This is a genomic window from Mesorhizobium sp. M0074, from assembly GCF_040322975.1.
In the GTDB taxonomy this organism is placed as follows: Bacteria; Pseudomonadota; Alphaproteobacteria; order Rhizobiales; family Rhizobiaceae; genus Mesorhizobium.
In genome coordinates, this window is record NZ_JAMYUM010000008.1 from 1 (window position 1) to 12,259 (window position 12,259).

The window sequence follows — 12,259 nt, forward strand, 5'->3', positions numbered from 1 at the left end:
TCACCACCGTGCCATGGCCGCTCGCCCCTCAGAGCAGGCGCCGTTCTCTCTCCAAAACTTTTTGCAGAACCTTCAGCACACTATCTTTCTGAGAAATTTCCGATACTTCATGCAAAACAGGCCAGCTGACCGGCTGGAACTCCTGCCGATACTGCGATCGAGCATGGTTACCGTTTGTCGTCTCTCCGTCATACACCCTGCCTATAGGCTGTGCGAAAGACCCGCTTCCGAGCAAACCGGAACCGGCAGGCAAACAGCCAGATCAGGACATGACCGGGACTTGGAATCGCATCGACCCCATCCGTCAGATCGAGTTTGCAAACGCCGTCGCTGTTGAGATCGAGCGCGTGCTGGCGCGGCAAGGCAAGGTGACGAACAGCGATGCGGTCGTTGCAGCGGGCAGGGTCGCCGGCGCCGTTGCCGTCGCCGTCGCCGTCGCTTTGCTTGCGCCGACCGACATCAGTGCGATCGACACCATGCAGGAAAGACTACCCGGCATGGCGTCGCGTTTCGTGCGGATATTGGCTGCCGAAGCTGCGGAACGCCGTGCCCGGACGCATCTGTCGACGGCGCACGACGGCCAAGGGGCAGACATCCAACGCCTGGCCGGAACGGGCGACCTCGACTCGATGCGGGTCGAGGACTGGGCCGGTCGGGTCGCCGGGTCGACGTTCCTGCAGCAAAATCTCGGCATATCGCGCTCGACCCTGCATCGCTGGCAGCGGAGCGGCACGGTCGTTGCGTTGCGCACCGGTGGCCGCAAACATGTATTTCCCTTGGCCCAGTTCATCGACGGCAGGCCGGCGCCGGGTATCAAGGAAGTGTTATCCGCGATGCCCGATCCACGGCATGCCTGGTCGTGGCTGATCGGCCCCGCGCCCGGCCTCGCCGGACGTATTCCCATTGAAATGCTCAAACGGGATCTGGTGGCGGAAGTCGTTCTTGCCGCACAGAACGCAGCGATGGCGAAGTCGGCTTGATCTCGCTGCCAACGTTAGAAGCCTATTCAAAAAAAAGAACACGTAGAAGGAATGTATGTCGGATTCAGATCGGTTTTCCGGCTAATGTCATAAGTATATTTTCGTACAATTGTGACAGTGTCTCGTTTGTGCCGGAGGAAAATGTGAAGAAAATATGAAGTGATATTTGTGCAACATGGATTTATTCTGTTATGCAAACATTGATTATTTTTGGAATCGTCATTGAGACTGGAATGCGGATGAGTATGTTCGCCGCCTGAAGAGGGGTGCGGTGCGCGCCTTTTTCGACGTGGGTGAGGCGTTCAGCCGTTCAACCCATGAATCCAAAGCCATTTTTAACTTTGACTGGAGAGGTCAGAAAATGAATATCAAGAGCCTTCTTCTCGGCTCAGCCGCGGCATTCGTCGCGGTCTCCGGTGCGCGCGCCGCCGACGCTGTTGTGGTCGCCGAGCCGGAACCCGCCGAATACGTCAAGATTTGCGACGTCTACGGCGCCGGCTACTTCTACATTCCCGGCACCGAGACCTGCCTGCGCATCGGCGGCTATGTCCGCTATGACGCCAGCTTCGGCGACGCCGGCCGCGTTTTCGATGGCGCGACGACACATGACCTTTTGGACGGTGACGAGCAGCAGACCTGGAACAAGAATGCCCGCTTCAATCTGAAGACGTGGACCGGCCAGGAGACTGAGCTCGGCACGTTGAAGACCTATACCGAGACCCGTTTCAACTTCGGCAATACCAAACGCACCGTGAGCGGTGTTGATTTCAGCGTGCAGGACAACAAGGCGGTTACCCTGAACTTCGCCTGGATCCAGCTTGGAGGTTTCCGTGTCGGTAAGGATGAAACTGTCTATGATTCGTTCATCGGCTACGCCGGCAACGTCGTCCAGGACACTATCATTCCTTACGGCACCAAGGACACCAACCTGATCAGTTACTACTTCGACTGCGGTAATGGCTTTACGGCAGTCGCCTCGGTCGAAACGGGCTCCGGCGCTGACCAGTCGATCGACAGCTACGTTCCGTTTGTCGCCGGCGGCGTGAAATACAAGGGTGACTGGGGTGCGATCACCGCGGTCGGCGCCTATAACAGCACGTCGGAAGAATGGGCCGGCAAAGCTCGCCTCGACGTCAAGCCGATTACTGACCTGACCCTGTTCGTGATGGCGGGCTACGGCAGCGACGACAACGTCGCGAAGAACTTCTACAAGCCGTGGACTGGCAACTTTGCCGTCTGGGGCGGCGGCAGCTATGCCGTCAACAAGAAGACCTCTTTGAACGCCCAGGTCTCCTATACCGACGACCAAGACTTCGCCGTTGCGGCCAACGTCGCCTACACCATCGTTCCTGGTTACACGATCACCGCCGAAGTCGATTATTACGACAATTTCGATGCCGACGATGCCGACGCAATCGGCGGCATCTTCCGCTTCCAGCGCTCGTTCTGATCAAACGACGATCTCGCAAAAACGGCCCGTAGCGATACGCTACGGGCCGTTTTGGTTTAAGGCGGATAAGTCGCTCATCTTGATTTCGCCATGCAACCGGTGACAAGCTCTCGTCATGGAATGGCGCGACGAGGGAATCATTCTCGGCACCCGCAAGCATGGCGAAACCAGCGCCATTCTTGAGGTGATGACACGCGCGCATGGCCGCCATCTCGGCCTCGTGCGCGGCGGCCGTTCGCGCAAGCAGCAGCCGGTCTTGCAGCCGGGCAATCGCGTCGACCTGTTGTGGCGGGCGCGGCTCGACGAGCATCTCGGCACTTTCCAGGCCGAGGCCATCGAAATGAACGCCGCCCGGCTGATGGACAGCGCCGTTGCCGTCTACGGCCTGCAGACGATGGCCGCGCATTTGCGTCTTCTGCCCGAGCGCGACGCCCATCGCGGTCTCTATGAGACGCTTGCGGTGATGATCGCCCATCTCGACGATGCCGATGCCGCCGGCGAGCTAGTGGCCCGCTTCGAGCTGCTGGTACTCGACGAACTCGGTTTCGGCCTCGATCTCAGCCAGTGTGCGGCGACCGGCACCAGGCAGGACCTTGCCTACGTCTCGCCGAAATCCGGCCGCGCCGTGTCGCGGGCGGCGGGCGCGCCGTGGCGCGACAAGATGCTGGCGCTGCCTGCCTTCCTGCAGCGCGGCTCCGGGCTGCGCGCCGATCCGGCGGCGATCGAGGACGCCTTCCGGCTGACCGGCTTCTTTTTGACCCGCCATGTCTACGAACCGCGCGGCATCGAGCCTCCCGGCGCCCGCGCCGGGTTTCTCGCCGCCTTGCGCAGGCATCATTCACCCGGCCATGAATCCGGCAAGGCAAGCGCCGGGGAAGCCGCCACCGGGGAAACCACCAGATGAGCGAAGTTGAACCTGATCCCGAAAACGTTTCGCCGCTCGGCCTTGGCACCATTTCGCAGGTGGGCGAGGCCTATGCGACGGCCGAGTTCAAAGTGAATTTGACGCGGCCGATCACGCCAAGGACGGGCGAGGTGGTGTGCGAGGGCAAAGTGGTGCACAAGGGCCGCACGCTGACGGTTTCGGAAGCGGCGCTGAAGGACGCCAACGGCAAGCTGCTGGCTTTCGGCACCGAAACATGCTCGATCTTTCCGGCCAATCTGGCGGCACGTTGAATGGACCGGCCGTTTGGCCGCCGCATTTGAATGTCACTGAACATTGAATGTCAGTGACAACTGGCCTGGTTTGGGGGAACCGCCATGTTTGAAAGCCTGATTGGCCTCGTCGCCATCATCGTGCTGTTCGTCATCATTTCACGCCAGCAGAGCCGCATCAGCCTGATCGAGCGCGAGCTTGGCGCCTTGCGCAGCCTTGTGCTTTCGGGCACGCCTGCGCTGCCGCCGCAAGCCAAGGAACCGGCTGCAAACGACAGCAAACCGGCGGATGCCGCAATCCCGCTTGCGGCCGCAGCCGACATGGCCGTATCGCCACGGACCGCAGCGGTCGTGTCAGCTACAGAGGCCGATGCCGATACAACGGCGCCGTCCGCGCCGGAGTCGGCGCAACCGGCGACAGCGGCGAAGGCAGCTCGCCAGTCCGACGTCGAAACGGCGCTCGGTACCCGCTGGGCGGTCTGGGTCGGCGGCATCGCGCTGGCGCTGGGTGGCTTGTTTCTGATCCGCTACACCATCGAGGCCGGCATTTTCGGGCCACGCGTGCGGCTTGTCATGGCGGCGGCACTCGGGCTGGTGCTGGTCGCCAGCGGCGAGTTCATCCGGCGCACCGGCTTCAGGGTGCCGGTGCAAGGTGCCGCCGGTGCCTATATCCCGGCGATCCTGACGGCGGCCGGCGCTTTCATCCTGTTCGGTACCGTCTACGCCGCGTACAGTATTTACGGCTTCATCGGCCCGACGCTCGCTTTCACGCTGCTCGGCGCCATCGGGGTGGCGACGATCGCGGCAAGCCTGGTCCACGGTCAGGCGCTGGCCGGCGTCGGCCTGCTCGGTGCCATGGTGACGCCGCTGCTGGTCGCCTCGCAGGCGCCCAATCCGTGGGCGCTGTTTGGCTATCTGGCGATCGTGCTCGCCGCCACCGGCGTCATTGCCCGCATCCGCGACTGGAGGCTTTTGATGGCCGCAGCCTTCGTCGCCACGGGCATCTGGACCATCTTCTACATGACCGACGCGCCGGGGGCGAACCTTGCCGTCATCCTCTTTATCGACGTGGTGACACTGGCCGTGCTCGCCTTCGTCTGGCTTGGCCGCCGCGACGAAGCGGTCGCCGGCAGCGGCTTCGACTGGCCGTCGATCGCGCCGGGCTTCTTCGTCGGCCTTTCGGCGCTGGCCCTGTTTGTCGATCCGGCCTTCGCCGCCATCCGCGGTGCATTGCCGGGGGCCGCCCTTGTCGCAGCCCTGGTGGCGGTGGCGCTCTACCGGCCGCGGGCGCTTGCACTGCTGCACGCCGCCGGGCTGGCGACGGTACTGGTCTATCTCGGCATCATTCCGCCGACCACGATCGCTTCCGATTTTTCGGGTGGCGCTCTTGGCGTCGACGGCATGCCGGTTGTGGCGTCCGATGCCTTGATGCTCAGGGTCGGCATCGCGCTCGGCCTGGTCTTCATCGGCGCCGGCTTTTGGGCGGCGCGCCGTTTTGCGGCCGCTGGCTGGCTGCGCGCCGCCGCATGGGCGGCCTGGAGCGCTGTCGCGCCACTGGTCATCCTGCTGGCGCTCTGGTCTACCTTCGGCAATCTCGACCGAGACCTTGCTTATGCGGCGGTCGCAGCCGTTTTGGTCGGAGTCTTCGTCGCCGGCGGCGAGTGGATAGCGCGCGGCGAAGCGCCGCCGCTAACCGGCGGCACTGCTGTCTCCTTCGCGCTCGGCGGGGCGGCGATTGCCGGCCTGCTGATGCTGCACATGGCCTTTGGGTCCGGCTGGACAACCATCCTGCTCGGAGCAGCCGCCGTTGTGCCAGCGCTGGCGACGCGCTGGCGCAGCTATCCGGTGCTTGGCTGGATTTCCGTTGGTGTGGTGATTGCAGTGCTCGGCCGCGCTGCCTTCGACCCGACCATCGTCGGTGCCGAGTTCCTGTCGAAGACGCCGGTGTTCAACTGGCTGCTGCTTGGATATGGCGTGCCGGCGCTCGCTTTCGGTTTTGCCGCCTGGCAGCTTGCCCGCACCACCAATGGCCGGCCGCGCCTCGCAATGGAGGCCGGCGCCGCGCTGTTCGCCCTGCTCACCGTCGCCATGCTGGTGCGCCATGCCATGCATGGCGGCGTCATCGATACCGCTGCTGCGACACTTGCCGAACAGGCGATCTACACGCTGATCGCCATCGGTGGCGGTGCCATCCTGGTCGCCATCGACATGCGCTCGCCAAGTTCGGTGCTGCGCTACGGCTCGATTGCAGCGGGCGTGGTCTCGGTCGCGTTCATCGTCCTCCAGCATTTTCTGGCGCTGAACCCGTTGCTGACGGATGAATCGACCGGCAGCATTCCGGTGTTCAACCTTCTGTTGCTCGCCTACCTCTTGCCGGCAGTCGCGACAGGCGCACTGGCGCTCTATACCCGCGACAAGCGGCCGAAATGGTATGCGGCCATGCTGGCGGTTGTGGCGGCGGTGCTCGCCTTCGCCTATGCGACGCTGTCGGTCAGGAGGCTGTTCAAGGGTGAGTTCATCGGCCTGTGGAGCGGCCTCGGCCAGCTCGAGACCTATACCTATTCGGCGCTCTGGCTGGTCATCGGCGTGGTGCTGCTCACCGCCGGTGTCTGGCTGAGGTCGCAGGTGCTGCGCATTGCGTCGGCGGCGCTGATCTCGGTCGCCGTGCTCAAGGTCTTCGTCTTCGACATGTCGGAGCTGGAAGGTGTGTTGCGGGCGCTGTCCTTCATCGGCCTCGGCGCGGTGCTCATCGGCATCGGCTTGTTTTATCAGCGGCTGCTGACAAGGGCCGCGAGGGAGGCCTAAGGGATCAGGGGAGATCGCTGGAGTCACCGGCCTTCCTCAATTTTCCAAGGATGCAGAAAAGGCGCTGTCGCCGAAGCTGCCAATCTCCCCACTTGTGGGGGAGATGCCCGGCAGGGCAGAGGGGGGCGCGAAGGAACGCGGCCTCAAAGGCGAACAGGGCGAAGCGAATTCGCATTTTTTGCCGGTCGCAACGTATTTTGTTCTTGCTTTGTGCCGGCAGCTATGGTACTAATTTGGGTATGGTGCCAATTGGCTCCAACGACCCGCCCGCCGAGGCGGGTTTTTTGTGTGTGCCGAACATGATCGACAGCTCGGAGGTGCAAGTCCTCTACCCAACCTGATGGCGGCGAAGGGTTATCGAAGCACAAGGGCGTCGTCGTGAGGCGGGGTCTGAAGGAAGTGTGGAGCAAAACCACGACCCGATGGACAAGAACCGGATATGAGGCCTACCCGGCCGGACGAGCGGGCAACTGACCGCGAAGTCCAAGGTCATCAAGGGCCGGGGTGGTAAATCTGGCGGGTGTGCGGGGAAGGCGGTCGATCTTACCTCGGGAGATCTGTGCCGTGTCCGGGATTCCGGACTGGGCCCGCCGTGAGGCGCGCCGATCGCGGTGCAGAAGTCAGCAGAGGGCATAATAGTCGCCGGGCTTGCCGCGGAGGCGAAGGCCCGAACGGTTTGGAAGGACGAGTAGGACGGAGTTCTCGCATTGGCCATGCGGCGGAAAATCCAGCTGGAGCTGGCCTTCCCTGAAGCCTGAAGTGGGAGCGGGTGAAGCCCGCAACCGTCTCGGGGCAGGGACCGAAGCCGGTGCGGCGAACGCCGTTTCCGAAAGCCCGGCGGCCATGGCTCCTGCCAAAGCCGCATAACCAGCCGAACCGCCCTGTACGGACCCGTATGCTGGGTAGTGTGGGAGGGGAGGAACCGCAAGGTTCACCCATCCCGATTCTGGCTCCTTTCGATCAAACGTTGCGTGATCTGCCGATGGCAATGTCGGCGGGACAGCGCCCAGGACAGCGCCCTCCTCCGTCCTGCCGGACATCTCCCCCACTTGGGGGGAGATCGCTGACATTACTGCCTTCGCCAATTTTCCAGGGATGCAGAAAAGGCGCTGTCGCCGAAACCGCCAATCTCCCCCCTTGCGGCGGCAGGCCAGAGGGGTGCGAAGGAACTCGACGGCTCGATTCTGGATCGCTGCGCCTTCCGGCGCGTGCCAAGGCGGGATATCGGGTCTTTGTCGCGTCGCTCGCGATGGGAGGGATTCTGTTTGCCTCTCAATCCTGCCGGGAATAAACCTGCCGCTGGCAGCGTTAATCAGATGCTTGGGTGACCGGGGCGGCGGACCGCTTCGCGCTGGCCGCTTGCGCCGCGCCGCGAAGGCGCGTTCAATCACCATGGACAGGGCTCCAGAACCAGCGGTCATGGACGAAAAGAAGGCAGCAATCCTTGGCGAAATACCGCGTCTGCGCCGCTATGCACGCTCACTGTTGCGCGACCGCGATTCCGCCGACGATCTCGTCCAGGATTGTCTCGAGCGGGCACTTGTGCGGCTCGACAACTGGCAGACAGGGGAAAGCCCCAGGAGGTGGCTGTTTACGATCATGCATCATTTGTTCATCGATCAGATGCGCAAGGTGAACCGGCGCGGCGAGGCGGCGATGCTGCCCCTCGAGGCAAGCGAGGCGCAGGCAGCACCCGCCGAGCAGATCGAGAGCATCGCTTCGCGCGAGATCGTCGACGCGCTGCAGGCGATAAGCCCTGACCGGCGCGCGGCACTTGTGATGGTCGCCATCGAAGGGTTTTCCTATGCCGAAGCCGCCAACATCCTTGGGGTTCCCGCCGGCACTTTGATGTCGCGCATCGCGCGCGGGCGTGAGGAACTGCGCGCGCTGCTGGATGATACCGCGCGCCGCCGATCGATAAGGATCGTCGAGAAATGAGCCGGCGCGATTTCTCCGAACGCGACATTCACATGGCGCTCGATGGCGAGTTGCCGGGCGACGAGCGGACGGCCTATGAGGCATGGCTCGACGCCAATGCCGAGATGAAGGCCAAGAGCGCACGCTACGCCGCCGACCGGGCAGCATTGCGCGCGGCCTTTAACGGCGTGCTGGACGAACCCGTCCCGGTGCGGCTGAATAAGGTGGTGCTCGGCGAGGCGCCGGTGGTCAGGGCGGCGGCGTCGCGCTCGCGTTGGTGGCTTGCGGCCGCCGCTGCCGCCATGCTGGTGATTGGCGGTGCTGGCGGCTATCTTGCCGGCATCGGCGGCCTCGGCCTGGAAAATACGGCCGAGGACCAGCTTGCCGAAGAGGCGATTGCCGCCCACGTCATCTATGCCGCTGAAAAGCGGCATGCTGTGGAAGTGCCGGCAAGCGACAAGGATCATTTGCAGAACTGGCTGTCTAACCAGGTGGGTTTGAAGCTGGTCGCGCCAGATCTGGCGGCGCAGGGATTCCAACTGGTCGGTGGCCGGCTGCTGCCTGCCGGCCAGGGCAAGGCCGCGATGCTGCTTTACGAGGACGACAAGGGCGAGCGCATATCGCTCTTCGTAATCGCCGAATCGGCGGCCAAGGCCAAGGGCACCTATGGGTCCGAGGAAAATGGTCCTGAGGCCGTCTACTGGCTGGACAAGGGTTATGGCTGCGCCGTCGTCGGATCGCTGCCGCGCGAGCAGCTGGCTGCGGTGGCCAAGAGCGCCTATGGCCAGCTTCTGGCGGGCTTGAAAAGCTGAGCAGGAGCTCGTTTTTCTATAGCCGCGCCGATGCCGAAACACGAAGGTCGTTTCAAAGCCTTTGCGCGACCTGCGTGCCTTAAAAATTGTCACAATTCGGCCCTAATCGAGGTGCGATAGCGCTTGCTGAATGCTGGCACTTCGGCTGGTGTGACCGATGTTTAGACTAGGGCCGTTTCCACAACCCAATCGAGGTTTTCTGAGCCCGCATGCCTGCCGAGATTCGCAAGGCCCGCGCGTCCGACGTCGATGACCTCGCCGCCATCGAAAAAGCCGTTTTCTCGAGCGATCGCATTTCTCGCCGCTCCTTTCGCCAACTGATCGAACGCGACACCGCCGAACTGCTAGTTGGCGAAAGCGATAGCCGTGTCGCCGGCTATGCAGTCGTGCTGTTTCGTAAGGGCAGCGGCGTCGCGCGGCTTTATTCGATCGCCGTCGGTCCATTTTTCGGCGGCCGCGGCGTTGGCCGCCTGCTGCTGGAAGAGGCCGAGGCCGCCGCTTTCGAGCACGGCCGCATGATGCTTCGTTTGGAGGTCCGCGAGGACAACCCGCGCGCGATCCAGATCTACGAGCAGAGCGGCTACCGCAAGATCGGCCGCGAACCGAACTATTACGAGGATGGCGCCACGGCGCTGCGCTATGAAAAAACCTTGCGCGGCGACATTCCGGTCGCCACCGAAGTGCCGTTTTATCAACAGACTTGCGAATTCACCTGCGGACCATGCTGCCTGATGATGGCGATGGCTTACTTCGGCCCCGGATTCGTGCCGGACCCAGTGATGGAAATCCGGCTGTGGCGTGAGGCGACGACCGTTTTCATGATGTCGGGGCCGGGTGGCTGCGAACCGTTCGGGCTGGCCGTCGCCGGTTATGAGAGCGGGCTTGCTGCTGAGATCTATGTCTCCTTCTACGGCGCGCTCTTCCTGCAGTCGGTGCGCAGCGAAGACAAGCGCCGGGTCATGGAACTGGCGCAGGTCGACTTTCGCCGCCGCGCGGAACTTTACGGCATCCCGGTGAATTACCGTTCATTCGGGCTTGACGACATTCGCACCGCGATCGCAGAGGGAAAACTGGTGCTGGTCCTGATCAGCGGCTTCCTGATGTTCGGCAAGAAGGTTCCGCACTGGGTATTGGCCATCGGTGACGACGGCGATCATATCCTGATCCACGACCCCTGGGTCGAGGACGAGCGGCAGGAGACGATCCTCGATGCTGCCAATATTCCCGTGCCTTACGGCATCTTCATGAACATGGCGCAATTCGGCCGCGACGGATTGCGCGCCGCCATCACTCTCGGAAAGCGCGACAGCCAATGACCTGGGTCATCCTTACCGGCCGGCAGAACGATCTCGACCAGGTGGCGACGCCGCACAAGATCATCACCAATCGCGACTACCTTGCCCATCCGGCACTGTTTCGCGGTCAGCGGCCGAAGGTCATCAACCTGTCGAACAATTATGGCTACCAGAGCCGCGGCTATTACGCGTCGCTGCTTGCTGGTTCGCGCGGCCATAAGGTCATCCCGACGGTCGAAACGATGATCGACCTGTCAGAACGCAAGCTCTATGAGCACGCGTTGCCGGAACTCGAACTCGCACTCAACAAGTGCCGCAAGGACCTGGGTGGCGCTTTTCCGCAGAAGGTCTGCATCTTCTTCGGCATCGGACCATCCAGGATCTGGGACCGCTTCGCAAAACTTCTGTTCGACTGGTTCCGTGCCCCGGCGCTCGAGGTCCACATCAGGGACAGCGCCGAATGGGCCTCGATCCGCAAGATTGGCTTCCATCCCCTGGCCAGGATGACCGAGGACGAGGAAACGCACTTTCTCCAATGCCTGGACACCTACACCAACCGCGAGTGGCGCGACACCAAGGGCCGCACGCCGGCGCGCTACACTTTCGCCACGCTGGTCGATCCGCATGAGGAACTGCCACCGTCGGAGATTTCGTCGCTGCGCCACTGGGCCAAGATCGCTGAAAAGATGGGCGTCGAAATCGAGCCGATCACCAAGCGGGATCTGGCCAAGCTCGCCAACTACGACGCGCTGTTCATCCGCGAGACCACTTCGATCTCCAACCACACCTACCGCTTTGCCCGCCGCGCCCAGCAGGAAGGCATGCCGGTCATCGACGATCCGCTGTCGATGATCCGCTGCACCAACAAGGTCTATCTCAACGAGCTGATGACCTACAACAAGGTACCGGTGCCGCCGACGGTGATGATTGCCGGCACCTCGGACCTGGAAGTTGCGGCACAGACGCTGGGCTTCCCGCTGGTGCTGAAGATCCCGGACTCCTCGTTTTCGCGCGGCGTCAAGAAATGCGGCACCTTCGAAGAGTTGAAGACGCTCGCAACCGAATGGCTGGAGGATTCCGACCTCCTGATCGCGCAAAAATTCATTCCGACGGAATATGACTGGCGCGTCGGTGTCCTCGGCGGCCAGCCCTTGTTCGCCGTCCATTATCTGATGGCCAAGAAACATTGGCAGATCGTCAATCATAAGGCCAACGGCAAGCCCGACCAGGGCGGCATCAAGACCTTCACCCTGAAGGAAGCACCGGCCCATGTCGTCGAGACGGCGGTGAGCGCGGCGCGCTGCATTGGCGACGGCCTCTACGGCGTCGACCTCAAGGAAACCAGGGACGGCGTCTTCGTCATCGAGGTCAACGACAACCCCAACCTCGACCACGGCTGGGAAGACTCCGGCGAAAAAGACGAGGTCTGGGTGCGGCTGACGCAGTGGTTCCTGGAGCGGCTGGACCGGCCGGGGCGATAATATCCGAACTGAGGGGAAAAAGATGCTGTTCTTCGTAACCGAGGATTTTCGCGGCTGCGACCGCAAGGAGATCTACCGCCGTTTCCGCGACCAGGGCCGCCTGAAGCCGGACGCGCTTCTCGTGCACCACAGCTGGATCGCAGCGGATATGAGCCGCTGCTTCCTGCTGGTGGAGGCCGATGACGTCACGCTCCTGCAGCGGTGGGTCATCGAATGGGCGGATCTGGTCGAATTCGAGATCGTTCCCGTGGCGACGAACAAGGATATGGTGGAGGCATTGAGCGGACATCTCTGACCCGTTGGGAACCTCCTGGTTCGCCACACCTGAATGCCGCCTTCTCCTATCAAGGAATTAACACGCGGA

General features: G+C 62.6%; 10 protein-coding genes. All 10 read left to right on the forward strand.

Translation table 11 applies throughout. From position 1 onward, the window contains the following. Positions 1–269 precede the first annotated feature (269 nt). Positions 270–980, forward strand: a complete 711-nt coding sequence (locus NKJ73_RS12700; protein WP_352569628.1) for an antitoxin Xre/MbcA/ParS-like domain-containing protein — start codon at positions 270–272, stop codon at positions 978–980. A gap of 361 nt (positions 981–1,341) precedes the next feature. Further along, positions 1,342–2,430, forward strand: coding sequence for a porin (locus tag NKJ73_RS12705; RefSeq protein ID WP_352569817.1), 1,089 nt, complete (start codon positions 1,342–1,344; stop codon positions 2,428–2,430). 115 nt (positions 2,431–2,545) lie between these two features. Beyond that, entirely contained in the window at positions 2,546–3,334 is a 789-nt protein-coding gene (gene recO, locus NKJ73_RS12710) for a DNA repair protein RecO (protein WP_352569630.1), read from the forward strand. Next, a complete protein-coding gene (locus NKJ73_RS12715) occupies positions 3,331–3,606 on the forward strand; it encodes a PaaI family thioesterase (protein WP_023677761.1) in 276 nt (91 codons plus the stop codon). Before recO ends, NKJ73_RS12715 begins: the two co-directional genes overlap by 4 nt. 84 nt (positions 3,607–3,690) lie before the next feature. Continuing rightward, complete coding sequence (locus NKJ73_RS12720) at positions 3,691–6,390, forward strand: DUF2339 domain-containing protein (protein ID WP_352569632.1); 2,700 nt, start codon at positions 3,691–3,693, stop codon at positions 6,388–6,390. Between the two features lie 1,419 nt (positions 6,391–7,809). Next, positions 7,810–8,328 (forward strand): sigma-70 family RNA polymerase sigma factor, encoded by a 519-nt coding sequence (locus NKJ73_RS12725; RefSeq protein ID WP_352448995.1) that lies wholly within the window; start codon positions 7,810–7,812, stop codon positions 8,326–8,328. After that, positions 8,325–9,119, forward strand: coding sequence for an anti-sigma factor family protein (locus tag NKJ73_RS12730; protein ID WP_352569633.1), 795 nt, complete (start codon positions 8,325–8,327; stop codon positions 9,117–9,119). The genes NKJ73_RS12725 and NKJ73_RS12730 overlap by 4 nt, the downstream gene beginning before the upstream one ends. A gap of 209 nt (positions 9,120–9,328) precedes the next feature. Further along, on the forward strand, positions 9,329–10,435 hold the full coding sequence (locus tag NKJ73_RS12735) for a peptidase C39 family protein (protein ID WP_352569634.1): 1,107 nt from the start codon (positions 9,329–9,331) through the stop codon (positions 10,433–10,435). After that, entirely contained in the window at positions 10,432–11,895 is a 1,464-nt protein-coding gene (locus tag NKJ73_RS12740; protein ID WP_352569635.1) for a RimK family ATP-grasp domain-containing protein, read from the forward strand. The genes NKJ73_RS12735 and NKJ73_RS12740 overlap by 4 nt, the downstream gene beginning before the upstream one ends. A gap of 22 nt (positions 11,896–11,917) precedes the next feature. After that, the gene (locus tag NKJ73_RS12745; protein WP_023719871.1) at positions 11,918–12,190 is read left to right on the forward strand and encodes a DUF3303 domain-containing protein; all 273 of its coding nucleotides are present in this window, start codon (positions 11,918–11,920) and stop codon (positions 12,188–12,190) included. Positions 12,191–12,259: the final 69 nt, after the last annotated feature.